Origin of the sequence: Pseudomonas sp. ABC1, assembly GCF_013395055.1 — a bacterium.
In the GTDB taxonomy this organism is placed as follows: domain Bacteria; phylum Pseudomonadota; class Gammaproteobacteria; order Pseudomonadales; family Pseudomonadaceae; genus Stutzerimonas.
Genome location: NZ_CP058349.1, coordinates 3,759,312 through 3,785,167, shown reverse-complemented (window position 1 = coordinate 3,785,167; position 25,856 = coordinate 3,759,312). Strand labels below are relative to the sequence as shown.

Here is a 25,856-nt window from a genome sequence, read left to right as displayed (position 1 = left end):
GCAGGGGGCGTCTCTTTCTACGGGCTCTCGACCCGTATCTGCCGCCGTCGCGCACGCAAGTGCAGCACACCCTCCATGACCAGCAACGCCACGGCCAGCCAGATCGGCACATAGGTCAGCCACTCATGGGATGCGATGGTCTCGCCCAGCAACAACGCTACCATCACCAACAGCACCGGCTCCACATACCCGAGCAGTCCGAACAGACCGAAGCTCAGCATGCGGCTGGCCAGGATATAGCTGATCAACGCCAGCGCGCTGATGGCACCGAGTAGCGGCACCAGTCCATACAGCTTCGGATGATCGCTAAACAGTTGCCCGACAGCGCCGCCACTGGCCACCAGGTAGATGGCAGCGGGCAACATCAACAGCATGTCGAACCACAACCCGCCAAGGTGATCGGTGCCGAGCCGCCTGCGCAGCATGAAATACAGCGGATACCCCAGGGCCACCACCAGGCACTCCCAGGCGAAGCTGCCCACCTGCCACAGTTCGTTGCCCACCCCGACCACCGCACAGAGCACCGCCAGTTTCTGCAAACGCGACAAATGCTCGCGATAGACCAGAAAGCCTGCCAGCACCATGGTCAGCGGCAACATGAAGTACCCCAGCGAAACCTGCAGCCCACGCCCATGCAGTGGCGCCCACATGAACAACCACAATTGCACCGCCAGCAATAAAGCGCTCAGGACCAGCAATGGCAGCAACACCGGCTGGGCGCGTATCCGGGCGAACAACCCACTGACCAGCTTCCATTCCCCGGAATAGACGATGAACAGCGTGGCGAACGGGAATGTCAGCAGCATCCGCCAGGCGAATACCGACTCGCCGCCCAGGGGCGACAGCAGTGTCGAGTAGTAATAAAGAACCCCAAACAGGCATGACGCCAGAACCGATAGAACGACACCGCGGGCCACGACAACTCCTTGACTGGAAATCCCACCACGAAGGGCACGTTGATATCCCATAACGCGCCCAAAGGCGAATTCAATTGCGGCCTCAGAGACGAATACCACCCTCCGTCACAGCATGTTCGCATACGAACGATGACCACTTGCGCGCCATTTCCCACGCAGGCATCCATCATACGTATTTGCGAGCGATCATCACTTACAAAGTTAACAAATTGAATGAACGCCTCTAGATCGGTACTTTCATAGCACTTTTCCTGCCAGGAAATATTTTGAAACCGGCAAAAAGAACAAACCGCATTTGATAATGATTACCGTCCTTTCGCCAAAAATTAACGGAAGGAGCTGTTCATCAATGTCCCCTCATGCCTCTCGCACCCTGCTGGCGACCGCCATCACCCTGGCGACCAGCCTGCATGCCAGTGCCAATACACTGGATCTCGGTAACGTCGTCGTCAGCGCCTCGGGCTTCGAACAGAAGATCACCGAAGCGCCCGCCAGCATCAGCGTCATCAGCCAGGAAGATCTGCAACAGAAGCGCTATAGCAACCTGGCCCAGGCCCTGGAAGACGTGGAAGGCATCGATGTCCGGCAGGGGACCGGCAAGACCGGCGGCTTGAACATCAGCATCCGAGGCATGCCCAGCGACTACACACTGATCCTGATCGATGGCCGCCGGCAGAATGCGGCCGGGAACGTGACCCCCAACGGCTTCAACGAAACCTCCACCAGCTTCATGCCGCCCATGTCGGCGATCGAACGCATCGAAGTGATTCGCGGGCCAATGTCGACGCTTTATGGCTCCGACGCCATGGGCGGGGTGGTGAACATCATCACCAAGAAAGTGGCCGCGGAATGGGGCACATCGATCAGCCTCGATCACACCTTCCAGGAAAACCGGGACTACGGCGAGTCCAGCAAGACCAGCATCTACAGCAGCGGTCCACTGATCGAAGGCCTGCTCGGCCTGTCGCTGCGCGGTAGTCTCTACGACCGTGGCGAGTCGGACCTGGCCTTCAGCGACGATTCGACCGTGAGCAAGCGCGGCGCCTCCCCCGTCGAAGGCCGCAACAACACCCTCGGCGCCCGCCTGACCCTGACGCCCCATGAGAACCACGACTTCTCGCTGGACTTCGAGCGGGGCCGGCAGGTCTATGACAACGACGACTGCCAGCTCGGCAACCTCGACGGCAAGAACGGTGGCAGCGCCACGGCTGGTTGCACCACCAACGCGCCGACCCGTGCCAACGGTTACAAGGACGAACTGCGCTTCGAAAGGGACCAGTTCGCACTGACCCACACCGCCCGCCTGGGCTTCGGCACCCTCGACAGCAGCCTGACCCACAGCACCACGGAAACCCTGGGCCGCACCATCCCCGGGATTCCCATCGGCAACTCCTACGTCGGTTTCCCGTCGATCGTGATCGGCAACGACCGCAAGCTGAAATCGACCGACCTGATCCTCGATAGCAAACTGACCAGCTCCATCGGCGACGCCCATACGGTCACTGTCGGTGGCCAGTACTGGGACGCAGAAGTCGAGGACGGCATCGCATCCGAAAAATTCCAGCAAACCTCCTGGGCACTGTTCGCCGAAGACGAGTGGCGCCTGCGCCACGACCTCGCCCTGACCCTGGGCGCACGCTACGAAGACCACGAAGCCTTCGGGGGTCACGTCAGCCCGCGCGCCTACCTGGTCTGGAACACCACGGACAACTGGACCCTCAAGGGCGGCGTAAGCCGAGGCTACAAGACCCCGACCCTCAACCAGTTGCACGACGGCATCAATGGCGTGACCGCCCAGGGCGCGACCATCACCATTGGCAGCCCGGGTCTCGACCCGGAAATCTCCACCAACACCGAGTTCGGCGTCTACTACGACAACCTGGCCGGCTTCGACGCGAACGCCACGCTGTTCCACAACAAGTTCAAGGACAAGATCGACAGCGGCACTCCACTGCCCAACTGCTTCTCGTCCGGATCACCGAACCTGCCAGGCTGCGTCAGCTACGGTTCAGGCTTCACCCAAGATGAGTTCTCCCAGAGCACCAACATCGGCAAGGCGCTGACACAGGGCGTCGAAGTCGCCGGACACTGGGCGTTCGCACCGGCCTGGGCCCTGGCCGTGAACTACACCTACACCGACAGTGAGCAGCAAAGTGGCAACAACAAGGGCGCGCCGCTGAGCAACCTGGCCAAGCACATGGCCCATGCCCGCCTGAGCTGGAACACCACCGACCGCCTGACCCTGTGGTTCAAGGGCGAATACCGGGGCGACCGCTCGCGCTTCACCGATCGCTATGCCCAGCTCTCCGCCGCGAACAAGGCCGTGCAGGATCAGGTCGGCGACCTGAAAGCCTACGAGGTCTTCCACCTGGGCGGCTCCTTCAAGGCATCCGACAACGTGACCCTGAACGCCACCCTCTACAACATGTTCGACAAGGACTTCACCAAAGGCACCTACTACACCACCAACACCGGCACCACCGGCTGGGCTTCGCACTATATCCAGGCAGCCCAATCCACGTCCGGCACGCTGGAAGAAGGCCGCCGCCTCTGGCTGTCGGCAACCATCGACTTCTGATGAAAGAACGTCCGACTGGCCGGATTCCGGCCAGTCGGACCATCACTGGAGCCGAAAGTGTATAGGCCATGTAAATTTCCGCCCGCCCCACTGCCAGCCCATTAACATCCCGCTTCCCGCAAGATACGCCAAGGCTTCGTATGCGACTCTGGCTCGGCACCCTACGCCAATGGCACTGGATCAGTTCGGCACTCTGCCTGGTCGGCATGCTGCTGTTCGCCATCACCGGTATCACCCTCAACCACGCGGCACAGATCGAGTCCCGGCCCAGGATCAGCCAGCATGAAGCCCGCTTGCCGGGCGACCTGCAGGCCCGACTGCTGGAGCATCCGCCCACGCAGGGGCTGCCAACCGAGCTGCGCACCTGGCTGGAGGATGAGGTCGACGCTGCACTCCTTGCCGGCGAAGCCGAGTGGAGCGACGGTGAACTCTATATCGCCCTCTCCCGCCCAGGCGGCGATGCCTGGCTGAGCCTTGCGCTCGAGTCCGGCGAGCTGGAATACGAATCCACCGACCGTGGCTGGGTCGCCTACTTCAACGACCTGCACAAGGGACGCCACAGCGGCACGGCCTGGAGCTGGTTCATCGACCTCTTCGCCGTGGCCTGCGTGATCTTCAGCATCACCGGCCTGCTGCTGTTGCAGCGGCATGCCGCCGGACGCCCGAGCACCTGGCCTCTGGTCGGCCTGGGCCTGGTGCTGCCGCTGTTGCTGGCCCTGCTATTCATCCACTGAGGACACTCCATGCGTAAACATCTGTTGCTGCCATTGGCGCTGTTCAGCGCCCCGCTGTGGGCCGCCAGCCTGGAGGTGACGGTCGAGATACCGCGCCTGCAAGTCGCCGAATACCACCGCCCCTACGTCGCCATCTGGCTGCAGAACGCCGACCAGAGCCATCGCGCCAACCTGGCCGTCTGGTACGACGTAAAGATGCAGGACAAGGAAGGCGAGAAATGGCTGAACGACCTGCGCCAGTGGTGGCGACGCAGCGGTCGCAGCCTGGAACTGCCGGTCGATGGCGTCAGCGGCGCCACCCGGCCGGTGGGTAGCCACAGCCTGACCTTCGATGACAGCCGCGCGCCCCTCAAGGACCTGCCCGCAGGCGAGTACTACCTGGTGGTGGAAGCGGCCCGTGAAGTCGGCGGCCGCGAACAGGTGCGCATCCCGTTCACCTGGCCCATCGAGCAACCCCAGCAGCACGGCGCCCAGGGCAACAGCGAACTGGGTGCGCTCTCCCTCGAACTGACCCCATAAGGAATACCCATGAAACCCATCATCAAATGGACCGCGGTGGCCCTGGCCGCCTGCCTGCCCTTCTCCGCCCAGGCCCACCGCGCCTGGCTGCTGCCGTCGGCGACGGTGCTTTCCGGCGAGGCGCCCTGGGTCACCGTGGATGCCGCCGTGTCCAACGACCTGTTCTACTTCGAACACTTTCCGCTGCGCCTGCAAGGCATTGGCAATCTCGACCAGCAAGCACCGGGCGCCCGTCCGCGCCCGGCGGCACAATTGCAACTGTTCGCACCCGATGGCAGCCCGGCCAAGGCGGAAAACGGCAGTATCGGCCGCTACCGCAGCACCTTCGATGTGGAACTGAAGCAGAAAGGCACCTACAAGATCGCCGTGGCCAACAGCGGTCTGTTCGCCTCCTGGAAGGAGAACGGCGAGCACCGCCGCTGGATGGGCAGTGCCGAGCGCTTTGCCAAGGAAGTCCCGAGCAAGGCCAGCGACCTGAAGGTCAGCCAGAGCGACACCCGCATGGAAGTCTTCGTCACCTCCGGCAACCCGACCGAAACCGTCCTCAAGACCACCGGCAAGGGCCTGGAACTGGCACCGATCACCCACCCCAACGACCTGTTCGCCGGTGAAACCGCCGAGTTCGCCTTCCTCCTCGACGGCAAGCCGGCGGCCGGCGTCGAGATCAGCGTGATCCCCGGCGGCAACCGCTACCGCGACGACCTTGGCGAAATCAACCTGAAGACCGACGCCCAGGGCAAGGTTGCCATCACCTGGCCAACGGCAGGCATGTACTGGCTGGAAGCCGAGCTGAAAACCAGCGCGGGTGTGGTCAAGCCGGCCAGCGAACGCCGCGCCAGCTACAGCGCAACCCTGGAAGTGCTGCCGCAATAATGCCGGCGAGCCGTACCTGGACACGCCACGTCCCCTGGGCAGCCTGCCTGCTGCTGGGCGTGGTGCTGCTCGTCTGGCAACCCGCGCGGGAAATGTCGGCCAGCCTGGTCGTCCTGGCCTATCTTGGCCTGTGCCTGGACACCTGGCGTCGCCATCGTCGGCCACCCGTGCCGGCAACGGGAGGCGACCTGTTGATCGCCTATGCCAGCCAGGGTGGCCAGGCCTTGCAGATTGCCCGCAACAGCGCGGCACAACTGCAAGACGCTGGGGTCTACAGCCCTGTACTGTCGCTGGAGCAACTGGAGCCGCGACAGCTACGCGACTACCGTCAGGTGCTGTTCATCGTCAGCACCTATGGCGAAGGCGAGGCACCGGACAGCGCCGCCCGCTTCGAGCGTCAGCTACAGGCAGGCAAGCACGCATTACGCGACCTGCACTACGCCGTACTGGCCCTTGGCGATAACCAGTACACACACTTCTGCGCCTTTGGCCGCCGCCTCGACACCGAGTTGCGCGCCCAGGGCGCCCTACCGCTGTTCGACCGGCTGGAAGCCGACCGCTGCGATGCCGGTACCCTCAGGCACTGGCAGCAACAGTTGGGCCACCTCAGCGGCAGCCAGGACTTCAGCGACTGGCAAGCGCCCGACTACCAGCCCTGGACACTGGTCGAACGCCGTTGCCTCAACCCCGGCAGCGCAGGCGCCCCCCTGTACCTGCTGACCCTGCAAGCCAAGCATGGCGACTGGCAGGCGGGCGATATCGCGGAAATCGGGCCACGCCATGCCGAGGCCGACGTCCAGGCCTTGCTGCAGCGCCTGGAGCACGATCCCCTGGCCGTGCTGAAAAACGGCGAAACACTGGGCCAGGCCCTGGCCCGCCGACGCTTACCCACGGACATGGACAGCCTGCGCGGGCTGTCGCCGCAGGCACTGTTCGACCACCTGGAACCACTGCCACACCGCGAATACTCCATCGCCTCGGTGCCTGCCGATGGCCATCTGCAACTGCTGGTCCGCCAGGTACAAGGGCGCAACGGTCACCCCGGCCTGGGTTCCGGCTGGCTCTGCCTGCATGCCCCGGTCGGTGGCGACATCGATTTGCGCATCCGCAGCAACCCGGGCTTCCACGGCCCGGCATCGACAACCCCCATGATCCTGATCGGCAACGGCAGCGGCCTGGCCGGATTGAGAGCTCACCTGCGCGAGCGCCAGCGCAGCCAGAACGCCGCGCCCAACTGGCTGCTGTTCGGCGAGCGCAATCGTGCCCATGACTTTCTCTGCCAGCAGGAACTGTGCGACTGGCTACGCGACGGCCACCTGCAACGCCTGGACCTGGCTTTCTCCCGCGACCAGCCGGAGCGCCGCTATGTCCAGCACGTGCTACGCGACAACGCCGACGAACTGCGCCGCTGGGTCGACAAGGGCGCCGCCCTCTACCTGTGCGGCAGCCTGGAAGGCATGGGGCGGGAGGTTCAGCAGATACTCGCCGGCGTGCTGGGGGAAGCCAAACTGCAGCAGCTGGACAACCAGGGACGCTATCGGCGCGACCTCTATTGAAGAGCCGCCCGAGAAAGATGCACAGGGATTCGCCCCCTCTCCCGCTTGCGGGAGAGGGCTGGGGAGAGGGCTGCAGATACAAGCACCGTCTCCCATGAACGTGCGAAGGAAGTTGCCCAGGAAATATGCACGGCCCAGGATGGGCCACAGCCATTTTCGGCGTAGACTGCCAAGGTCAGAATTTTCAGGAGAACGACCATGCTACGGCAACTTCTACTGATCCCCGCGCTGTTGCTGCTCGCCGCGTGCCAGAGCCAGACCGTGCAGCGTGACTTCGATCCGACCCGGGACTTTTCCGCCTACCGCACCTGGAGCTGGATGGAGCCCGCCGTGCAGTTCCGCCCAACTGATCCGCGCATCCAGAGCGGCCTGACCGAGCAGCGCATCCGCGAAGCCGTGGGCGAACAACTCGACCAGCATGGCTTGCGCCCGGCATCCGGGGCTGCCGACCTGCAGGTCCGCGTCTGGCTGATCGTCGACAACCGGACCCAGCAGTTCAGCAGTGGCGGCGGTGGCTACTGGGGGAGTCCCTGGAACCCCTACTGGGGCCCGTCGATCTATGCCGATAACCGCATCATCGAATACCAGGTCGCCACCTTGCAGATCGACCTGCACGATGCCCGCGACGGCAAGCTGGTCTGGCGCGGCAGCGCCGAGCAGACCCTGAGCGACCGCCAGCTCAGCCCGGCGGAGCGCGCCAGCAGGATTCGCCAGATCGTCACCAGGGTGCTGGCGCAGTACCCGATGCGTTAACGCAACATCACCGCAAGCCACGGCCCCGTGGCTTGCTTTCTCTAGCCTTCCTGCTTGCGCTCGAAGGCATAGAACAGATTGGGCTCGCTCACCAGGTACAGGTTGCCATCATCATCGAAGGTCAGTCCTTCCGCCTGGGGCACGCTGTCCTCGAGGCCGGCGAAGCCACGCCAGAGCGAACGGAAGCTGACCATTTTCCCTTCGGCATCCAGCTCCAGCATCATGTTCGCTTCTTCACTGAGCAGTACCAGGTGGCCGGTACGTTCATCGAAGTGCACGGACGCCAGGTCGGTCGCCATGTCCTTGTCGGCGATCCAGCTCTCCCGGTCGATGATGTTCAGCGACAGATGCCCCGCCAGCGTGCGGCGCAGCCCCTGGATTTCATAGAGCTTGCGAGGGCTATGCTCCTTGACCACGAACAGCCGGTCGCCCCGGCGGTCGTAGCCCAACCCTTCGAAACCGTTGTTTTCCTCGGCGTGCAGCCCCAGCGTGATCGACTGGTAGTCCTCGCGCTGCAACGGCCCTGGCGTCTTCGGCACCGGCACGATGACCAGGGACTGGCGGCGCTCCTCGGCGACCACCAGCAGACCGTCGCCCAGGTAGGTAACGCCCTCCACATCGGAGAAGCCCTGCAACGGATAGCGCGCGATAAAGCGCCCATCCTTGCCGATCGCCAGCAACTCTTCCGGGTTGTTGACCACCGCCCAGAGGTGGTCGGCACTGTCATCGTAGGTCAGGCCGGAGAGGTTGTCCTGCACCGACGCGACGGGCACGGCGTCGATCTTCACCTCGTATTCGGGCAGCCACAGACTGCGTTCCGACCAACTGTGCTCATGCCAGTAGGTCTTGAGCGAGAACAGCAGCCGGTCATCCAGATGGAACGTCGCCGCCAGATACATCAGCCCCGCAAGGCCCGCCACCGATAACCACATCCATGGGCGTACCACGGGTAGCCGTCCGAGCATCCCCTTGGCAATTGAAATCATCGTTATCTCTATCGTCGAAATGAAGCCCGACGCTACACCAGCAGCGTGGCAATTGCTTTACACGATTGAACTCGCCTCACCCCAGATCATCGGATGGTTCAGGCGAATCAACGGCTTGGGAAGACCACGATGCGAACGGAAAGTTTTTTCGAATGGCTGGGACAGATACTGGGAAGCTTCATCCGTACCCTTATCACGGCGCTGGAAGGTCTCTTCGACCTGCTGAGCGGCGCGGGTCATCAGTTCCTCGGGGGGTTGTCCGGAGCGCTGGGCATGGAGCGCTCCTGGCTCAGCCTCGTCGCACTGGCAGTGGGCCTGTGGCTGTTGTACTGCGCCTTCCGTGCCTTCATGCGCCGCGCCTTCATCGCCGGCCTGATCTGGCTGCTGCTCGGCCTGTGGCTGTTGAGCTGGCTGATCCACTGAGCCCGACACGATGCACCCGAATGGCCCGAGCGCACCGCAACGGTGCGCATCACCCTGTCGGTCCTTCCTGAAAAACCTCGCACACCGCGTATTCACAAGGCTCCAGGCCACTTCGGGGGACTTGGCACGCTATTCGCTCTATCACAGGCAGAGACCCACAAGGGTGCGGTACGACAATTTGCAATGGCTGACTAGGGTTCCGGCCCGCCCGTGAGGCGAGCGTCTGGTCCGAGAGTTGGCGACCTCGTTCGGGGTTACACGGCGGGACAAAAGCCCGGGAGAACGCGCCATGCACGGTCGCGCCGTTCCCTGCCCGCATTCCTACGAACCCGGAGGTTCCCATGCGCAAATCCCTGTCGAGCACCCTGGCCGCCGCCGGCCTGACCGCCCTCCTCAGCATTCCCGCACACGCCGAGACCAAGGACAGCTTCAGTGTCTGCTGGAGCATCTATGCCGGCTGGATGCCCTGGGAATACGGCGCCACCCAGGGCATCGTCGACAAATGGGCGAAAAAGTACGGTATCGACATCGAGGTGGTGCAGATCAACGACTACGTCGAGTCGATCAACCAGTACAGCGCCGGCCAGTTCGACGGCTGCACCATGACCAATATGGACGCGCTGACCATCCCGGCAGCCGGTGGCGTGGACAGCACGGCGCTGATCGTCGGCGACTTCTCCAACGGCAACGACGGCATCGTCATCAAGGGCGAAGGAAAACGCCTGGCGGACCTCAAGGGCCTGCCGGTCAACCTGGTCGAACTCTCGGTCTCCCACTACCTGCTGGCCCGTGGCCTGGAAAGCGTCGGCCTGAGCGAACGCGACCTGAAGGTGGTGAACACCTCGGATGCCGACATGGTCGCGGTGTTCGGCACCGCCGACGTCAAGGCCACCGCCACCTGGAACCCGCTGCTGGCCGAGATCGAAGCGCAACCCGGCGTCAGCAAGGTGTTCGACTCCAGCCAGATCCCTGGCGAAATCATCGACCTGATGGTGGTCAACAGCGACACGCTGAAAGACAACCCGGCCCTCGGCAAGGCATTGACCGGCGCCTGGTACGAAATCATGGCGCTGATGAGCGAAGACTCCGAGCGCGGCAAGGCCGCACGCACGCACATGGCCGAGGCCTCCGGCACCGACCTGCCCGGCTATGAAGCGCAACTGGCCAAGACCCGCATGTTCTATTCGGCCAGCGAAGCCGCCGCCTTCGCCAACGGCGAGCAACTGCCACAGACCATGGCGCGCATCGCCGCCTTCTCCTTCGAGCACGGCCTGCTCGGCGCCGGTGCCCAGAGCGCAGAGGCGGTGGGCATGAGCTTCGCCAACGGCGTCAGCCATGGCGATACCGGCAACATCAAGCTGCGCTTCGACCCCAGCTACATGCAGCAGGCCGCCGACGGCACGCTCTGAAGGCTGCGGAGGGCGTACTGCTCTCCGTTCATGGTGCGCACAGCGCACCCTACGCCAGCCATGAGGTAAGTCATGCGCCTGATCAACCGCACACCCACGCGCAGCACACGCCTGAGCCTGGTCCTGCTGCCCTTCGCCCTGCTGCTGTTCGCCTACTTCAGTGGCTCGGCCAGCCGCCTGGCGGAGAACCCCAACGACAAGCTGCTGCCCAACGCCAGCCAGATGGCCTCGGCCATGGAGCGCCTGGCCTTCACCGAGGACCGCCGCAGCGGCGACTACCTGTTCTGGCAGGACAGCGCCTCCAGCCTCAAGCGGCTCGGCCTGGGCATCGGCATCGCCGCATTGTGCGGCCTCAGCCTGGGCCTGGCGGCCGGCACCCTGCCGCTGTTCGGCGCATCGCTGTCGCCGCTGCTGGCGGTGCTGTCGATGGTGCCGCCGCTGGCGATCCTGCCGATCCTGTTCATCGTCTTCGGCCTCGGCGAGCTGTCCAAGGTGATGCTGATCGTCATCGGCATCACACCGATCCTCGCCCGCGACATCGAGCAGCGCGCCCGGGAAATCCCCCGCGAACTGCTGATCAAGGCGCAGACCCTCGGCGCCAGCACCTGGACGCTGATCCTGCGCGTGGTGCTGCCGCAATTGCTGCCGCGCCTGCTGATCGCCCTGCGCCTGGTACTCGGCGCCGCCTGGCTGTTCCTGATCGCCGCCGAAGCCATCGCCAGCACCGACGGCCTGGGCTACCGCATCTTCCTCGTGCGGCGCTACATGGCGATGGACGTGATCCTGCCCTACGTGCTGTGGATCACCCTGCTCGCCTGGCTGATGGACCTCGGCCTGCGGCAACTGACGCGGCTGGCCTTTCCCTGGTACGAAGGAGCCAAGGCATGAGTGCGCTTCCCTTCATTCGCGTGCGCAATATCTGGCAGCAATACGGCGACCAGGTGGTGCTGGAACGCCTCAACCTGGACATCGCCGAAGGCGAGTTCTGCACCCTGGTCGGCGCCTCGGGTTGTGGCAAATCCACCTTCCTGCGCCTGCTGCTGGGCCAGGAAACGCCGAGCAAGGGGCATATCCTGCTCTCCGGCGCGCCGCTGCCACACGAACCCGACGCCAGCCGTGGCGTGGTGTTCCAGCGCTATTCGGTGTTCCCGCACCTGTCGGTACTGGACAACGTCGCCATCGGCCTGGAATTGCCACGCTCGCCACTGCTCGGGCGACTGCTCGGCAAGGCCAAGCGCGAGGCCCGCGAACAGGCGGCGGCGATGCTGGTGCGGGTCGGCCTCGGCCATGCCCTGGACAAGTACCCGAGCCAACTCTCCGGTGGCATGCAGCAACGCCTGGCAATCGCCCAGGCGCTGATCATGAAGCCGCGCATCCTGCTGCTGGACGAACCCTTCGGCGCCCTCGACCCGGGCATCCGCAAGGACATGCACGCCCTGCTGCTGGAGCTGTGGAACGAGACCCGGCTGACCGTGTTCATGGTCACCCACGACCTCAGCGAAGGCTTCAGCCTCGGCACCCGCCTGCTGGTGTTCGACAAGGTTCGCCACGACCCCCATGCGCCAGGTGCCTTCGGTGCCCGCATCACCTACGACATTCCCCTGAACAGCGGCCGCCGCGCCGCCATCGAGCTGTTGCCGAGCCATCTCGCCGACAGCCTGCGCACCGATTCCCAAGGAGCCCGAGCATGACCGCTTCCCTCGCCCTGCGTCCGACCCTCTACGAAGAAACCCTGCCTGGTGGCGGCCACACCTCGTTCGTCCTCAAGCGCGGCCAGTTACTGCGCATCAGCGACATCGAAGGCGGCGCCAACGTCAGCCTGCTGCTGTTCAACGCCGCCGAGAAAAGCGAGCGCCTGAACCTGCCCGACACCCTCAAGGGCCAGCACACCGCCAAGCTCACCGTCGGCCACTGCCTGTACTCGGACATGGGCCGCGTACTGGCCGCCATCACCGCCGACACCTGCGGCTGGCACGACAGCTTCGGCGGCGTCCTCAACGCCGAGGAAGTCGCCGAAAAATACGGCCAGGGCCGCTACCAGGAACTGCGCAACGGCTTCTTCCGCAACGGCATGGACAACCTGCTGGTGGAAATGGGCAAGTGGAACCTGAACCTGCAAGACCTGCTGATGAACCTCAACCTGTTCAGCCGGGTGGACGTCGACGCCAACGGCGCCTTCCACTTCCAGCCGGGCAACAGCAAGGCCGGCGACGCCATCGAGCTCTACGCACCGATGGACACCCTGGTGATGCTCACCGCCCTGCAACACCCGATGGACCCGAACCCGCACTACGCGCCCAAGCCGGTCAGGCTGAGCTGGAGCAAGGTCGAGAGCGACGGCATCAGCGTGCTCTGCCGCACCTCGCGCCCGGAGAACGGCCGCGCCTTCCAGAACACCGAACGGCTTTATCTGGCATGACGGGTTCATCCCTGAACCCGTCATGCGACGCCATTCGCGGCGCATGTCCGCGAATGGCTCCCGTCGAATCGCCAGCGATTCGCGGGTCGCACATCCTGCACGACACAGTGGCCGCGGCCACCTAATGGAGCCCGACATGCATCTCACCGCCAGCGAAAAACACGCCGCCACCGCCCACTTCCGCCACGTCATCCCGGCCGGCGAGCCCTACCTGTTCGAGGTCAAGGCCGGGCAGACCCTGCGCCTGCTCGACCTGGAGGGCAACCAGGCGGTGGACACGCTGTTCTTCAGCGCCGCCAACCCGCGCGAACGCTTCGACCCGCAGCGCACCCTGCGCCGGCAGAACAGCGTCTACCTGACCACCGGCACCGTGCTCTACTCCAACCTAGGCCAGCCGCTGCTGACCATCGTCGCCGACACCTGCGGCCGCCACGACACCCTCGGCGGCGCCTGTGCCCAGGAGAGCAACACCGTGCGCTATGCCCTGGACAAGCGCTACATGCACAGCTGCCGCGACAACTTCCTGCGCGCCAGCCTGCACGACGGCCGCCTGGAGAAGCGCGACATCGGCGCCAATATCAACTTCTTCATGAACGTCCCGGTAACGCCCGAGGGCGGCCTGACCTTCGAGGACGGCATCTCCGCCCCCGGCAAATACGTCGAACTGCGCGCCGAGACCGACGTCATCGTGCTGATCTCCAACTGCCCTCAGTTGAACAACCCCTGCAACGGCTGGAACCCGACACCGGCGGAGGTGCTGGTATGGGCGTGAGTCGACACCTGCGTCGCTGGCTGTTCCTGCTCTGCCAGAGCCGTTCAGGGCAATGCCTGAATGCAGCCCTTCCCCCCTCTCCAGCCCGCGGGAGAGGGGGGAAGGGCTGCCATTGACTGTCCCCATGAGCGGGAAAGAGACAAGCGGCATCGATTCCAGCCACGGACGACCGTGGCCCAGACCGAATACCGGCGGGACGGCCCGCCTCCTTCGAGGACACCTCGAATGTTTGAAAAACTGCTGATCGCCAACCGTGGCGCCATCGCCTGCCGCATCCTGCGCAGCCTGCGCGAACTCGGTGTGCAAGGCGTCGCCGTCTACTCCGAGGCCGACGCCGCCAGCCTGCACCTGCAACAGGCCGACGAAGCCTTCTCCCTCGGCGAAGGCCCGGCCGCACAGACCTACCTGATGGTGGACAAGATTCTCGCCGCTGCCCGGAGCAGCGGCGCCAAGGCCATCCACCCCGGCTATGGCTTTCTCTCGGAAAACGCCGCCTTCGCCGAAGCCTGCGAAGCAGCCGGCATCGCCTTCGTCGGCCCGACGCCCGAGCAACTGCGCGTCTTCGGCCTCAAACACACCGCACGCGCCCTGGCCAAACAGCACGGCGTGCCGATGCTCGAAGGCACCGAACTGCTGGAAAACCTCGACGCCGCGCTGCTGGCGGGCGAACAGGTCGGCTACCCGGTAATGCTGAAAAGCACCGCCGGCGGCGGCGGCATTGGCATGCGCGTATGCCGCTCCGCCGAGGAACTGTCCGACGCCTTCGAGGCGGTCAAGCGCCTCGGGCAGAACAACTTCAGCGACAGTGGCGTGTTCATCGAGAAATACATCCAGCGCGCCCGCCACCTGGAAGTGCAGGTGTTCGGCGACGGCCAGGGCGAAGTCCTCGCCCTCGGCGTGCGCGACTGCTCGGTGCAGCGGCGCAACCAGAAGGTGCTGGAAGAAACCCCGGCGCCCAACCTGCCGGCCGGCATGGCCGAGGCGCTGTGCGCGGCGGCGATCAAATTGGCCAGCGCGGTCCGCTACCGCAGCGCCGGCACCGTGGAGTTCGTCTATGACAGCGAGGCCGAGCGCTTCTACTTCCTCGAAGTGAACACCCGCCTGCAAGTCGAGCACGGTGTCACCGAGCAGGTCTGGGGCGTCGACCTAGTGCGCTGGATGATCGAACTGGCGGCCGGCGAACTGCCGCCCCTGGCCGAACTGGGCAAAGCCCTGAGCCCCAGCGGCCACGCGATCCAGGCACGGCTGTACGCGGAAGATCCGGGCCGCGACTTCCAGCCCAGCCCAGGCCTGCTCACCGCCGTGCAATTCCCACCCGCTGATGGCCGGGCGCTGCGCATCGACACCTGGGTCGAAGCCGGCTGCGAAATCCCGCCCTACTTCGACCCGATGATCGCCAAGCTGATCGCCTGGGCGCCCAACCGCGAACAGGCCAGCGCGGCACTGGACAAGGCACTGGCCGACGCCGTGCTGTACGGCGTGGAATGCAACCGCGACTACCTGCGGCAGATCCTGGCCGACATGCCCTTCGCCAGCGGCAATCCCTGGACCCGCTGCCTGGAACAACTCGTCTATCGCGCCGACACCGTCGAAGTACTCGGCGGCGGCACCCAGACCAGCGTGCAGGACTACCCCGGCCGTCTCGGCTACTGGGCCGTTGGCGTACCGCCTTCGGGGCCGATGGACAGCCGCGCCCTGCGCCAGGGCAACCGCCTGTTGGGCAACCCGGAAGGCGCCGCCGGCCTGGAAATCACCATGAGTGGGCCGAGCCTGCGCTTCAACACCGACGCCGTGGTGGCGGTGACCGGTGCGGCGATCCCGATCAGCCTCGACGGCAACCCGCAACCGATGAACACCGCGCTGTCGATCGCGGCGGGCAGCACCCTGGTCCTCGGCACCATCGCCGGCGCCGGTGCGCGCAGCTACCTGAGCCTGCGTGGCGGTCTGCAAGTACCGGACTACCTGGGCAGCAAGAGCACCTTCACCCTCGGCCAGTTCGGCGGTCATGCGGGCCGTGCCCTGCGTGCCGGCGACGTGCTGCATATCCCCGCACTGAGCGACCGCAGCGCCGGCGACAGCCTCCCGCCAGAGCTGCTCGCGCCCCTGCCTGCCGTGCGCGAAATCCGCGTGATCTACGGCCCCCACGGCGCACCGGAATACTTCACCCCGGCGTATATCGAACGCTTCTTCGCCACCGACTGGGAGGTGCACTTCAACTCCAGCCGCACCGGCGTGCGCCTGATCGGGCCGAAGCCCGAATGGATGCGCGACAGCGGCGGCGAGGCCGGGCTGCACCCATCGAACATCCACGACAACCCCTATGCCATCGGTGCCGTCGACTTCACCGGCGACATGCCGGTGATCCTCGGCCCGGACGGCCCGAGCCTCGGCGGCTTCGTCTGCCCGGTGACGGTGATCGAAGCCGACCTCTGGCAACTCGGCCAACTCAAGGCCGGCGACAGACTGCGCTTCCTGCCGGTGGATATCGCCACCGCACGCCGGCTCGCGTATCTCTCCCCTCTCCCGTATGCGGGAGAGGGGCTGGGGGAGAGGGCTGATGCAAACGCCCAAAGCCCCTCTCCCCAACCCTCTCCCATAAATGGGAGAGGGAGCGACTCGGCGCTGACTTCGCCCATCGTTCTGGATATCGGCCAGGGCGATACCCGTCTGGTCGCACGCCTCTCCGGCGACACCCACCTGCTGCTGGAAATCGGCCCGCCCGAACTGGACCTGGTGCTGCGCTTCCGGGGCCATGCATTGATGCAGGCGCTGGAAGCCAAGCGGCTCGACGGTGTGATTGACCTCACCCCCGGCATCCGCTCGCTGCAGGTGCACTACCAGCCAGAGACCCTGGCACTGCAGGAACTGCTCGATACCGTCGCCGGCGAATGGGACGCCGTGTGCGCCGCCGGCGACCTGCGCGTGCCCTCGCGTATCGTGCACCTGCCACTGTCCTGGGACGATCCGGCCTGCCAGTTGGCCATCGAGAAATACATGACCACGGTGCGCAAGGACGCGCCCTGGTGCCCGAGCAACCTGGAGTTCATCCGCCGCATCAACGACCTGGAGAACCTCGACGAGGTCTATCGCACGGTATTCGACGCCAGCTACCTGGTGATGGGCCTGGGCGACGTCTACCTCGGCGCCCCCGTGGCCACCCCGCTCGACCCACGCCATCGCCTGGTCACCACCAAGTACAACCCGGCACGCACCTGGACCGCCGAAAACTCGGTGGGCATCGGCGGCGCTTATATGTGCGTATACGGCATGGAAGGCCCGGGGGGCTACCAGTTCGTCGGCCGCACCCTGCAGATGTGGAACCGCTACCGCGCGGTCGAGGCATTCGACGGCAAACCCTGGCTGCTGCGCTTCTTCGACCAGATCCGCTTCTACCCGGTCTCGGCCGGCGAATTGCTGCGCATCCGCCGCGACTTCCCGCTGGGCCGCTATCCGCTGCGCATCGAACACAGCGAACTGGCCCTGGCCGACTACCAGGCGTTCCTCGACGCCGAGGCCGACGGCATCGAAGCCTTTCGCCACCAACAGCGAGCAGCCTTCGACGCCGAGCGCCAGCGCTGGATCACCGCCGGCCTGGCCCACTTCGACAGCGAGGAGATCGCGGCTGAACTCGGCGAGGACGCGCCGCTCGCAGCGGGCCAGCACGGTATCGACAGCCATATCGCAGGCAATCTCTGGCAGGTGCAGGTCGACGTCGGCGACAGGGTCAAGGCTGGCGACCCCCTGGTGATCCTCGAATCCATGAAAATGGAAATCCCCCTCCTCGCGCCAATCGACGGCGTGGTCCGCGAGGTCCGGGCACAACCCGGCTGCTCGGTGCGTGCCGGTCAGTGCGTCGTGGTACTGGAGGAGTAGCCGCTACGACGGCGCAAGGCTGGACCTGGCCCGTACCTCGTCCAGCCTCGATCCGTTGCATATGTGCCCGCTCAATGAGCAAGGAAAACCAGCGCCTGCGGCAGGTCGAACGGCCAGCCCAGTTCGGCGCCGGTGTCCAGCCGGCGCAGTACCGGGATGCGCAGCCCATAGGCCTCGACCCACTGCTCGCGCTCGGCGATATCCACCAGCTCGATCGACAGGCCCTGTGCCGCCAGCGGCATCAACACGGCCTCGGCCTGTTCGCACAGGTGGCATCCCAGGGTTCCGAACAGTTGGCACTCGGGCATCGTCGGGCACTCGCAAGAAGGAAAGGGACGCAGTCTATGCGACGGGACAGCGCATCGGCCATCGCTCGCAAGCTGATTAAACCCTTGCAGGCCAGGCGAGGCATCGCTATAAGTCCATCGCATTTACCGCCGTAGCCAGACCATGACTCAAGCCGACCTCCTCGACCAGACGCCCGCCTTCCAGCTCAAGGGCAGCATGCTCGCCATCACCGTACTGGAACTGGCCCGCAGCGACCTCGAATCCCTGGACCGGCAACTGGCCGCCAAAGTCGAGCAGGCGCCCGACTTCTTCAACAACACGCCGCTGATACTCGCCCTGGACAAACTGCCCGAGGGCGAACGGCAAGTCGACCTGCCGGCGCTGGTCGCACTGTGCCGCCAGCACGGCCTGCGCACCCTGGCGCTGCGCGCCGCGCTGGCCGAGCACATCCAGGCCGCCGAGGCGCTGGACATGCCGGTGCTGCCGCCCTCCGGCGCCCGCGAGCGCCCCGTCGACCTTGCCAGCAAGGCCCCCGTGAAGGAAAGCAAACCCGCCGAACCGGTCTACCGCCCGACCCGCATCGTGCGCACGCCGGTACGCAGTGGCCAGCAGATCTACGCCCAGGGCGGCGACCTGATCGTCATGGCCGCCGTCAGCCCCGGTGCGGAACTTCTCGCCGATGGAAACATCCATGTGTACGCGCCTTTGCGCGGCCGAGCCCTGGCCGGCGTCAAGGGCGACACCAATGCGCGGATATTCTGCCAGCAACTGGCGGCGGAACTGGTTTCCATCGCCGGCCACTACAAAGTGGCGGAAGACCTGCGCAGAGAGCCGCTCTGGACAGAGGCGGTACGGGTCGAACTGGCTGGCGATCTGTTGAACATCACCCGTCTTTAACGGATACTTCCGCCAATTTTCAGACCGCTACGGGCTCCCGGAACACCGGCCCCGCACTAAACATTTTGGGGTGAATCACCTTGGCCAAGATCCTCGTAGTCACTTCCGGCAAAGGTGGCGTTGGTAAAACCACCACCAGCGCCGCCATCGGTACCGGACTCGCCCTGCGCGGGCACAAGACCGTCATCGTCGATTTCGACGTCGGCCTGCGCAACCTCGACCTGATCATGGGCTGCGAACGCCGCGTGGTGTATGACTTCGTCAACGTCATCAACGGCGATGCCAGCCTGACCCAGGCCCTGATCAAGGACAAACGCCTGGAAAACCTCTACGTGCTGGCCGCCAGCCAGACCCGCGACAAGGACGCGCTGACCCAGGAAGGCGTCGGCAAGGTCATCGAAGAGCTGAGCCAGAACTTCGACTACGTAATCTGCGACTCCCCCGCCGGTATCGAGAAGGGCGCACACCTGGCCATGTACTTCGCCGACGAAGCCATCGTCGTCACCAACCCCGAGGTGTCCTCGGTACGTGACTCCGACCGCATGCTCGGCCTGCTGGCGAGCAAATCGCGCCGCGCCGAAAACGGCGAGGAACCCATCCGCGAGCACCTGCTGCTGACCCGCTACAACCCGGAGCGCGTCACCAAGGGCGAAATGCTCGGCGTCGAAGACGTCGAGGAAATCCTCTCCATCCGCCTGCTCGGCGTGATTCCCGAGTCGCAAGCCGTACTCAAGGCATCCAACCAGGGTATCCCGGTCATCCTCGACGACCAGAGCGACGCCGGCCAGGCCTACAGCGACGCCGTAGAACGCCTGCTGGGCAAGGAAGTGGCGCACCGCTTCCTGGACGTCAAGAAACCTGGCTTCCTGCAACGACTGTTCGGAGGTCGCGAATGAACCTTTTCGACTTCTTTCGTGAGCGCAAGAAAGAAACCCCTGCCGCCATTGCGAAAGAGCGTCTGCAAATCATCGTCGCTCACGAGCGCGGCCAACGCACGCAACCCGACTACCTGCCGGCCCTGCAGAAGGAACTGGTCGAAGTCATTCGCAAATACGTGAATATCGACAAGGACCAGGTGCAGGTCGCGCTGGAAGACCAGGGCGGCTGTTCGATCCTCGAACTGAACATCACCCTGCCCGACCGCTAAGCGGCCCTGCGGCACACTGCGGCGGCTCCCACGAGCCGCCGCTCGCGTTTTGGCCCCTCCAATTCAGCAACCCCCGAAAAGCGATACCCCATGCCCCTGAGCACGATCCGGATCATCCACCAGGACGACGCCCTGCTGATGATCGACAAGCCCACGCTGCTGCTGTCCGTTCCTGGCCGCGCCGAGGACAACCGCGACTGCCTGGTGACCCGACTGCAGGAAAACGGCTACCCGGAAGCCCGCATCGTGCACCGCCTGGACTGGGAAACCTCCGGCCTGATCGTGCTGGCCCGCGACGCCGACAGCCACCGCGAACTGTCGCGGCAGTTCCATGACCGGGAAACCGAGAAGGCCTACACCGCACTCTGCTGGGGGCAGCCCGAACAGGACAGCGGTCGCATCGAACTGCCGCTGCGCTACGACCCGCCGACCAAGCCCCGGCACGTGGTCGATCATGAGCAGGGCAAGCATGCCCTGACCTACTGGCGCGTCCTGGAACGCAACGGCCATTACAGCCGCGTGGAGCTGACCCCGATCACCGGACGCTCGCACCAGTTGCGCGTGCACATGCTCTCCATCGGCCATCCGCTGCTGGGCGACCGCCTCTACGCCCATGACGAAGCCTTGCAGGCCCACGAGCGCCTGTGCCTGCACGCCAGCATGCTCAGCCTGACCCACCCGCAAAGCGGCGAACGCCTGCGCTTCGAGAGCCCCGCGCCGTTCTGAGCCGGACGCCCCGCCAGCCAACATGAGCCATTTTCATACACCTGCCCGGGGCGGCCCAGGCGCGGCATAGCTTGCTATCATTGCGCCCTTTTCGTTCCCCCGCTCTTTCAGGTAGTCCCATGTACGATCGCAACACCCGCCTCCAGGCGCTCCAGCAAGCCTTGCGCGAGCGCATCCTGATCCTCGATGGCGGCATGGGCACCATGATCCAGAGCTACAAGCTGGAAGAGGCGGATTATCGCGGCGAGCGCTTCGCCGACTGGCCGCAGGACGTCAAGGGCAACAACGACCTGCTGATCCTCAGCCGTCCGGACGTCATCGGCGCCATCGAGAAAGCCTACCTGGACGCTGGTGCGGACATTCTCGAAACCAACACCTTCAACGCCACGCAAGTGTCCCAGGCCGACTACGGCATGGAAGCGCTGGTCTACGAACTGAACGTCGAGGGTGCGCGCCTGGCACGTCAGGTGGCCGACGCCAAGACCCTGGAAACCCCGGATCGCCCGCGCTTCGTCGCCGGCGTACTCGGCCCGACCAGCCGCACGTGCTCGATCTCGCCGGACGTCAACGACCCCGGCTACCGCAACGTCACCTTCGACGAACTGGTAGAGAACTACAGCGAAGCCACCAAGGGCCTGATCGAAGGCGGCGCCGACCTGATCCTGATCGAAACCATCTTCGACACCCTGAACGCCAAGGCGGCGATCTTCGCCGTGCAGGGCGTGTTCGAGGAAACCGGCATCGAACTGCCGATCATGATCTCCGGCACCATCACCGACGCCTCCGGGCGTACCCTGTCCGGGCAGACCACCGAAGCCTTCTGGAACTCGGTGCGGCATGCCAAGCCGATCTCCATCGGCCTCAACTGCGCCCTCGGCGCCGCCGACCTGCGCCCCTACCTGGCGGAACTCGCGGCCAAGGCCGACACCTTCGTTTCGGCGCACCCCAACGCCGGCCTGCCCAATGCCTTCGGCGAGTACGACGAGCAGCCCCATGAAACCGCCGCGGTGATCGAGGAATTCGCCCAGAGCGGCTTCCTCAATATCATCGGCGGCTGCTGCGGCACCACGCCAGCCCATATCCAGGCCATCGCCCAGGCCGTGGCCAAGTATCCGCCGCGCGTCATTCCGGAGATTCCCAAGGCCTGCCGTCTGTCCGGCCTGGAGCCGTTCACCATCGACCGGCAGTCGCTGTTCGTCAACGTCGGCGAGCGCACCAACATCACTGGTTCGGCGCGTTTCGCCCGTCTGATCCGCGAGGAGAACTACACCGAGGCGCTGGAAGTCGCCCTGCAGCAGGTGGAAGCCGGCGCCCAGGTGATCGACATCAACATGGACGAGGGCATGCTCGACTCCAAGGCGGCGATGGTGCGCTTCCTCAACCTGATCGCCGGCGAGCCGGACATCTCCCGCGTACCGATCATGATCGACTCGTCCAAATGGGACGTGATCGAAGCCGGCCTCAAGTGCATCCAAGGCAAGGGCATCGTCAACTCCATCTCCATGAAGGAAGGCGTCGAGCAGTTCAAGCACCACGCCCACCTGTGCAAGCGCTATGGCGCCGCCGTGGTGGTAATGGCCTTCGACGAAACCGGCCAGGCCGACACCCAGGCGCGCAAGGAAGAAATCTGCCAGCGCAGCTACGACATTCTGGTCAACGAAGTCGGCTTCCCGCCGGAAGACATCATCTTCGACGCCAATATCTTCGCCGTCGCCACCGGCATCGAGGAACACAACAACTACGCGGTCGACTTCATCGAAGCCTGCGCCTATATCCGCGACCACCTGCCCTACGCGCTGTCCAGCGGCGGGGTGTCCAACGTGTCGTTCTCCTTCCGTGGCAACAACCCGGTGCGCGAAGCAATCCACTCGGTGTTCCTCTACTACGCCATCCGCAACGGCCTCGCGATGGGCATCGTCAACGCCGGGCAACTGGAGATCTACGACGAGATTCCGGCGGAACTGCGCAACGCGGTCGAGGACGTCATCCTCAATCGCACCCCGGACGGTACCGAGGCGCTGCTGGCCATCGCGGAGAAGTACCGCGGCGATGGCGCCGTCAAGGAAGCGGAAACCGAGGAGTGGCGCTCGCTGCCGGTGGAAAAGCGCCTGGAGCATGCGCTGGTCAAGGGCATCACCAGCCATATCGTCGAGGACACCGAGGAGTGCCGCCAGCAGTGCGCGCGCCCGATCGAGGTCATCGAAGGGCCGCTGATGAGCGGCATGAACGTGGTCGGCGACCTGTTCGGCTCGGGCAAGATGTTCCTGCCCCAGGTGGTCAAGTCCGCCCGAGTGATGAAGCAGGCCGTCGCGCACCTGATCCCCTTCATCGAAGAGGAAAAAGGCGACAAGCCGGAGGCCAAGGGCAAGATCCTCATGGCCACCGTGAAGGGTGATGTGCACGACATCGGCAAGAACATCGTCGGCGTGGTGCTGGGCTGTAACGGCTACGACATCGTCGACCTCGGCGTGATGGTGCCGGCGGAGAAGATCCTGCAAGTCGCCCGCGACGAGCAGTGCGACATCATCGGCCTGTCCGGGCTGATCACCCCGTCGCTCGACGAGATGGTCCACGTCGCCCGCGAGATGCAACGCCAGGACTTCAAGCTGCCGCTGATGATCGGCGGTGCCACCACCTCCAAGGCGCACACCGCGGTGAAGATCGAGCCGCGCTACCAGAACGACGCGGTGGTCTACGTCACCGACGCCTCGCGTGCCGTTGGCGTCGCCACCCAGTTGCTGTCGAAGGAAATGAAGAGCGACTTCGTCGCCCGCACCCGCACCGAATACGTCACCGTGCGCGAGCGCACCGCCGCCCGTAGCCAGCGCACCGAGCGCCTGGGCTACGCCGCCGCCATCGCCAACAAGCCGGCGTTCGACTGGAGCGGCTACCAACCCAGCGTACCGACCTTCGCCGGCACACGCCTGCTGGACGATATCGACCTGAACGTGCTGGCCGACTATATCGACTGGACGCCGTTCTTCATTTCCTGGGACCTGGCCGGCAAGTACCCGCGCATCCTCGACGACGAAGTGGTCGGCGAAGCCGCCACCGCGCTGTTCGCCGATGCCCAGGCGATGCTGCGCAAGCTGATCGACGAGAAACTGATCACGGCCCGCGCACTGTTCGGCTTCTGGCCCGCCAACCAGGTCAACGACGACGACCTGGAAGTCTACGGTGAGGACGGCCAGCCGCTGGCCACCCTGCACCACCTGCGCCAGCAGACCATCAAGCCGGACGGCAAGCCCAACTTCAGCCTGGCCGACTTCGTCGCGCCAAAGACCAGCGGCACCACCGACTACGTTGGCGGCTTTATCACCACCGCCGGCATCGGCGCCGAAAAGGTGGCCAAGGCCTATCAGGACGCGGGCGACGACTACAGTTCGATCATGGTCAAGGCGCTGGCCGACCGCCTTGCAGAAGCCTGCGCCGAATGGCTGCACGAACGCGTGCGCAAGGAATACTGGGGCTATGCGCCCGACGAGCACCTGGACAACGAGGCGCTGATCAAGGAGCAGTACAAGGGCATCCGCCCGGCTCCCGGCTACCCGGCTTGCCCGGACCACACCGAGAAGAAGACCCTGTTCGCCCTGCTCGACCCCGAGGCCGACTTCAACCAGGCCGGGCGCAGCGGCGTGTTCCTCACCGAGCACTACGCCATGTTCCCCGCCGCCGCCGTCAGCGGCTGGTACTTCGCCCATCCCGAGGCGCAATACTTCGCCGTCGGCAAGGTCGACAAGGACCAGGTGGAAAGCTATACCGCCCGCAAAGGCCAGGACCTGGCCGTCACCGAGCGCTGGCTGGCGCCGAACCTGGGGTATGACGAATGACCGATAACGCCTCGCTTTACCTGCTCGACCAACTGGAGCAGGCCGATATGCTGGAGATCGACGGCCTGCACGCCTTCGACTTCCAGCTCGACGACGACCTGCTCGACCAGGCCGATGCCGCCGCCGAGGCTGGCCAACCCTTCGCCAGCGACGTCATCGCGCTGCGTATCGACTGCCAGGATGGCCGCGAACGCCGGCACTGGGAATTCAGCTACAACGCCCTGATGGAGGCGCAGTACCAGCCGGAAAGCGACACCTGGCAACTGGAAGGCAGCTCGCTCAAATGCCTGTCGGCCATCGGTGTCAGCGCCGAGGATGAATAAGGCTATCGTCACCCTCCGCAAACTCGCCCCCGCCGACCTCGACGCCGCCAGTGCCCTGTGCATGGCCTCGTTCATGGACGCCGTCGCCCCGACGCTGCATGAACAGGGCGTCCAGACCTTTGCCCATATCGCCGCACCCGGAGCCTTCGCCGAACGTATGCAGGGCCACAACCTGATCCTCGTCCATGAGGAAGACGGCACGTTGCAAGGCCTTGTCGAACTGAAGGAAGGACGGCACCTGGCCATGCTGTTCGTCGCGCCCGGACACCAACGGCAAGGCATCGGTGGCCGCCTGCTCGACGCAATCCTCCCGCAGGTGCGTACCGAGGTACTGACCGTCAGCGCCTCGCTCAGCTCGGTCGAGGCCTACCGGCGCTATGGTTTCGAGTGCTCCGGCGATGTCGCCGAAGTCTCCGGGCTGGTCTACCAGCCAATGGAAAAATCCCTGTCAGGCGGGAACACCAATGACCGATGAACGCATCGAGACGCTGCTGGAAGACATCCGTCTGCTCGACGAGGAACGCTTCCAGATGGCCCAGGCACTTCGGCAGAGGATCCTGGCGCTCTCTCCCACCATCCGCGAGGAAGTGAAGTACGGCGGCCTGCTGTTTTCCGTGGACAAGCCCTTCTGCGGCATTTTTTCCTATGCGCGCCACCTGTCCATCGAGTTCAGCGCGGGCGCGGCGCTACAGGACGAACACGGCCTGCTGGAAGGCCAGGGCAAGCTACGTCGCCATATCAAGCTGTCGTCACTGCAAGACATGCGTGACAAACCCGTTGGCGCTTACCTGGAACAGGCGTTCCGGCACTGCGCAGCCCCATGACCCTCACAG

At 64.9% G+C, this 25,856-nt stretch carries 24 protein-coding genes and 1 riboswitch; of the genes, 21 read left to right on the top strand and 3 right to left on the bottom strand.

Going from position 1 to position 25,856, the window contains the following annotated elements; genetic code table 11:
* Window positions 1–17: 17 nt before the first annotated feature.
* On the bottom strand, window positions 18–917 hold the full coding sequence (rarD, locus tag HW090_RS16665; protein WP_179114581.1) for an EamA family transporter RarD: 900 nt from the start codon (window positions 915–917) through the stop codon (window positions 18–20).
* A gap of 349 nt (window positions 918–1,266) precedes the next feature.
* On the opposite strand from rarD, the gene HW090_RS16660 reads away from it, so the two are divergent.
* The 6 genes from HW090_RS16660 to HW090_RS16635 all read left to right on the top strand — a co-directional run bounded on the left by HW090_RS16660 (window position 1,267) and on the right by HW090_RS16635 (window position 7,930).
* Complete coding sequence (locus tag HW090_RS16660; RefSeq protein ID WP_179114580.1) at window positions 1,267–3,495, top strand: TonB-dependent receptor domain-containing protein; 2,229 nt, start codon at window positions 1,267–1,269, stop codon at window positions 3,493–3,495.
* A 140-nt stretch (window positions 3,496–3,635) separates the two neighbouring features.
* Window positions 3,636–4,229, top strand: a complete 594-nt coding sequence (locus HW090_RS16655; RefSeq protein WP_179114579.1) for a PepSY-associated TM helix domain-containing protein — start codon at window positions 3,636–3,638, stop codon at window positions 4,227–4,229.
* A 9-nt stretch (window positions 4,230–4,238) separates the two neighbouring features.
* Complete coding sequence (locus HW090_RS16650) at window positions 4,239–4,748, top strand: DUF2271 domain-containing protein (protein ID WP_179114578.1); 510 nt, start codon at window positions 4,239–4,241, stop codon at window positions 4,746–4,748.
* Window positions 4,749–4,757: 9 nt separating this feature from the next.
* The gene (locus tag HW090_RS16645; protein ID WP_179114577.1) at window positions 4,758–5,621 is read left to right on the top strand and encodes a DUF4198 domain-containing protein; all 864 of its coding nucleotides are present in this window, start codon (window positions 4,758–4,760) and stop codon (window positions 5,619–5,621) included.
* Entirely contained in the window at window positions 5,621–7,177 is a 1,557-nt protein-coding gene (locus HW090_RS16640; protein ID WP_179114576.1) for a sulfite reductase flavoprotein subunit alpha, read from the top strand. The genes HW090_RS16645 and HW090_RS16640 overlap by 1 nt, the downstream gene beginning before the upstream one ends.
* 198 nt (window positions 7,178–7,375) lie before the next feature.
* Window positions 7,376–7,930: a DUF4136 domain-containing protein gene (locus HW090_RS16635; protein ID WP_179114575.1), complete on the top strand. Its 555-nt coding sequence runs from the start codon at window positions 7,376–7,378 to the stop codon at window positions 7,928–7,930.
* A 41-nt stretch (window positions 7,931–7,971) separates the two neighbouring features.
* On the opposite strand, the gene HW090_RS16630 is transcribed toward HW090_RS16635, so the two are convergent.
* On the bottom strand, window positions 7,972–8,916 hold the full coding sequence (locus HW090_RS16630) for an SdiA-regulated domain-containing protein (protein ID WP_179114574.1): 945 nt from the start codon (window positions 8,914–8,916) through the stop codon (window positions 7,972–7,974).
* A 129-nt stretch (window positions 8,917–9,045) separates the two neighbouring features.
* Here HW090_RS16630 and HW090_RS16625 point away from each other — a divergent pair, with 129 nt between their 5' ends.
* From HW090_RS16625 to uca, 7 genes are all read left to right on the top strand, one after another.
* A complete protein-coding gene (locus HW090_RS16625; protein WP_179114573.1) occupies window positions 9,046–9,339 on the top strand; it encodes a hypothetical protein in 294 nt (97 codons plus the stop codon).
* 180 nt (window positions 9,340–9,519) lie between these two features.
* A riboswitch (guanidine-I (ykkC/yxkD leader) is annotated at window positions 9,520–9,622 on the top strand.
* A gap of 58 nt (window positions 9,623–9,680) precedes the next feature.
* Window positions 9,681–10,748, top strand: coding sequence for a putative urea ABC transporter substrate-binding protein (locus tag HW090_RS16620; RefSeq protein WP_179114572.1), 1,068 nt, complete (start codon window positions 9,681–9,683; stop codon window positions 10,746–10,748).
* A gap of 72 nt (window positions 10,749–10,820) precedes the next feature.
* Window positions 10,821–11,636 (top strand): ABC transporter permease, encoded by an 816-nt coding sequence (locus HW090_RS16615; protein ID WP_179114571.1) that lies wholly within the window; start codon window positions 10,821–10,823, stop codon window positions 11,634–11,636.
* Window positions 11,633–12,439, top strand: coding sequence for an ABC transporter ATP-binding protein (locus HW090_RS16610; protein WP_179114570.1), 807 nt, complete (start codon window positions 11,633–11,635; stop codon window positions 12,437–12,439). The genes HW090_RS16615 and HW090_RS16610 overlap by 4 nt, the downstream gene beginning before the upstream one ends.
* Window positions 12,436–13,167: an urea amidolyase associated protein UAAP1 gene (locus tag HW090_RS16605; RefSeq protein ID WP_179114569.1), complete on the top strand. Its 732-nt coding sequence runs from the start codon at window positions 12,436–12,438 to the stop codon at window positions 13,165–13,167. Before HW090_RS16610 ends, HW090_RS16605 begins: the two co-directional genes overlap by 4 nt.
* A 136-nt stretch (window positions 13,168–13,303) precedes the next feature.
* The gene (locus HW090_RS16600; protein ID WP_179114568.1) at window positions 13,304–13,939 is read left to right on the top strand and encodes an urea amidolyase associated protein UAAP2; all 636 of its coding nucleotides are present in this window, start codon (window positions 13,304–13,306) and stop codon (window positions 13,937–13,939) included.
* A gap of 225 nt (window positions 13,940–14,164) precedes the next feature.
* Window positions 14,165–17,812, top strand: coding sequence for an urea carboxylase (gene uca, locus HW090_RS16595; protein WP_179114567.1), 3,648 nt, complete (start codon window positions 14,165–14,167; stop codon window positions 17,810–17,812).
* A gap of 71 nt (window positions 17,813–17,883) precedes the next feature.
* On the opposite strand, the gene HW090_RS16590 is transcribed toward uca, so the two are convergent.
* Window positions 17,884–18,120: a glutaredoxin family protein gene (locus HW090_RS16590; protein ID WP_179114566.1), complete on the bottom strand. Its 237-nt coding sequence runs from the start codon at window positions 18,118–18,120 to the stop codon at window positions 17,884–17,886.
* A 142-nt stretch (window positions 18,121–18,262) separates the two neighbouring features.
* Between HW090_RS16590 and minC the strand changes: the two genes are divergently transcribed.
* From minC to HW090_RS16550, 8 genes are all read left to right on the top strand, one after another.
* Window positions 18,263–18,997 carry a septum site-determining protein MinC gene (gene minC / locus HW090_RS16585; protein ID WP_179114565.1) on the top strand — a complete coding sequence of 245 codons (735 nt, stop codon included), beginning with the start codon at window positions 18,263–18,265 and terminating at the stop codon, window positions 18,995–18,997.
* 80 nt (window positions 18,998–19,077) lie between these two features.
* A complete protein-coding gene (gene minD / locus HW090_RS16580) occupies window positions 19,078–19,893 on the top strand; it encodes a septum site-determining protein MinD (RefSeq protein WP_179114564.1) in 816 nt (271 codons plus the stop codon).
* Complete coding sequence (gene minE / locus HW090_RS16575; RefSeq protein ID WP_179114563.1) at window positions 19,890–20,144, top strand: cell division topological specificity factor MinE; 255 nt, start codon at window positions 19,890–19,892, stop codon at window positions 20,142–20,144. Before minD ends, minE begins: the two co-directional genes overlap by 4 nt.
* Before the next feature lie 90 nt (window positions 20,145–20,234).
* Window positions 20,235–20,870, top strand: coding sequence for an RluA family pseudouridine synthase (locus tag HW090_RS16570; RefSeq protein WP_179114562.1), 636 nt, complete (start codon window positions 20,235–20,237; stop codon window positions 20,868–20,870).
* A 119-nt stretch (window positions 20,871–20,989) separates the two neighbouring features.
* The gene (gene metH / locus HW090_RS16565; protein WP_179114561.1) at window positions 20,990–24,700 is read left to right on the top strand and encodes a methionine synthase; all 3,711 of its coding nucleotides are present in this window, start codon (window positions 20,990–20,992) and stop codon (window positions 24,698–24,700) included.
* On the top strand, window positions 24,697–25,023 hold the full coding sequence (locus HW090_RS16560; RefSeq protein ID WP_179114560.1) for a DUF5629 family protein: 327 nt from the start codon (window positions 24,697–24,699) through the stop codon (window positions 25,021–25,023). Before metH ends, HW090_RS16560 begins: the two co-directional genes overlap by 4 nt.
* The gene (locus HW090_RS16555; RefSeq protein ID WP_179114559.1) at window positions 25,016–25,498 is read left to right on the top strand and encodes a GNAT family N-acetyltransferase; all 483 of its coding nucleotides are present in this window, start codon (window positions 25,016–25,018) and stop codon (window positions 25,496–25,498) included. The genes HW090_RS16560 and HW090_RS16555 overlap by 8 nt, the downstream gene beginning before the upstream one ends.
* Window positions 25,488–25,847 (top strand): DUF1801 domain-containing protein, encoded by a 360-nt coding sequence (locus HW090_RS16550; protein ID WP_179114558.1) that lies wholly within the window; start codon window positions 25,488–25,490, stop codon window positions 25,845–25,847. The genes HW090_RS16555 and HW090_RS16550 overlap by 11 nt, the downstream gene beginning before the upstream one ends.
* Window positions 25,848–25,856: the final 9 nt, after the last annotated feature.

What these genes read in the sequence shown, in the direction of transcription:
- HW090_RS16640 (WP_179114576.1), top strand. Translation starts at nt 5,621, where the DNA reads ATGCCGGCGAGCCGTACCTGGACACGCCACGTCCCCTGGGCAGCCTGC.
- HW090_RS16615 (WP_179114571.1), top strand. Translation starts at nt 10,821, where the DNA reads ATGCGCCTGATCAACCGCACACCCACGCGCAGCACACGCCTGAGCCTG.
- HW090_RS16660 (WP_179114580.1), top strand. Translation starts at nt 1,267, where the DNA reads ATGTCCCCTCATGCCTCTCGCACCCTGCTGGCGACCGCCATCACCCTG.
- HW090_RS16625 (WP_179114573.1), top strand. Translation starts at nt 9,046, where the DNA reads ATGCGAACGGAAAGTTTTTTCGAATGGCTGGGACAGATACTGGGAAGC.
- metH (WP_179114561.1), top strand. Translation starts at nt 20,990, where the DNA reads ATGTACGATCGCAACACCCGCCTCCAGGCGCTCCAGCAAGCCTTGCGC.
- HW090_RS16635 (WP_179114575.1), top strand. Translation starts at nt 7,376, where the DNA reads ATGCTACGGCAACTTCTACTGATCCCCGCGCTGTTGCTGCTCGCCGCG.
- HW090_RS16590 (WP_179114566.1), bottom strand. Translation starts at nt 18,120, where the DNA reads ATGCCCGAGTGCCAACTGTTCGGAACCCTGGGATGCCACCTGTGCGAA.
- HW090_RS16610 (WP_179114570.1), top strand. Translation starts at nt 11,633, where the DNA reads ATGAGTGCGCTTCCCTTCATTCGCGTGCGCAATATCTGGCAGCAATAC.
- HW090_RS16655 (WP_179114579.1), top strand. Translation starts at nt 3,636, where the DNA reads ATGCGACTCTGGCTCGGCACCCTACGCCAATGGCACTGGATCAGTTCG.
- HW090_RS16650 (WP_179114578.1), top strand. Translation starts at nt 4,239, where the DNA reads ATGCGTAAACATCTGTTGCTGCCATTGGCGCTGTTCAGCGCCCCGCTG.
- HW090_RS16645 (WP_179114577.1), top strand. Translation starts at nt 4,758, where the DNA reads ATGAAACCCATCATCAAATGGACCGCGGTGGCCCTGGCCGCCTGCCTG.
- HW090_RS16550 (WP_179114558.1), top strand. Translation starts at nt 25,488, where the DNA reads ATGACCGATGAACGCATCGAGACGCTGCTGGAAGACATCCGTCTGCTC.
- HW090_RS16555 (WP_179114559.1), top strand. Translation starts at nt 25,016, where the DNA reads ATGAATAAGGCTATCGTCACCCTCCGCAAACTCGCCCCCGCCGACCTC.
- minC (WP_179114565.1), top strand. Translation starts at nt 18,263, where the DNA reads ATGACTCAAGCCGACCTCCTCGACCAGACGCCCGCCTTCCAGCTCAAG.
- HW090_RS16600 (WP_179114568.1), top strand. Translation starts at nt 13,304, where the DNA reads ATGCATCTCACCGCCAGCGAAAAACACGCCGCCACCGCCCACTTCCGC.
- HW090_RS16570 (WP_179114562.1), top strand. Translation starts at nt 20,235, where the DNA reads ATGCCCCTGAGCACGATCCGGATCATCCACCAGGACGACGCCCTGCTG.
- uca (WP_179114567.1), top strand. Translation starts at nt 14,165, where the DNA reads ATGTTTGAAAAACTGCTGATCGCCAACCGTGGCGCCATCGCCTGCCGC.
- HW090_RS16630 (WP_179114574.1), bottom strand. Translation starts at nt 8,916, where the DNA reads ATGATTTCAATTGCCAAGGGGATGCTCGGACGGCTACCCGTGGTACGC.
- minE (WP_179114563.1), top strand. Translation starts at nt 19,890, where the DNA reads ATGAACCTTTTCGACTTCTTTCGTGAGCGCAAGAAAGAAACCCCTGCC.
- HW090_RS16620 (WP_179114572.1), top strand. Translation starts at nt 9,681, where the DNA reads ATGCGCAAATCCCTGTCGAGCACCCTGGCCGCCGCCGGCCTGACCGCC.
- HW090_RS16605 (WP_179114569.1), top strand. Translation starts at nt 12,436, where the DNA reads ATGACCGCTTCCCTCGCCCTGCGTCCGACCCTCTACGAAGAAACCCTG.
- HW090_RS16560 (WP_179114560.1), top strand. Translation starts at nt 24,697, where the DNA reads ATGACCGATAACGCCTCGCTTTACCTGCTCGACCAACTGGAGCAGGCC.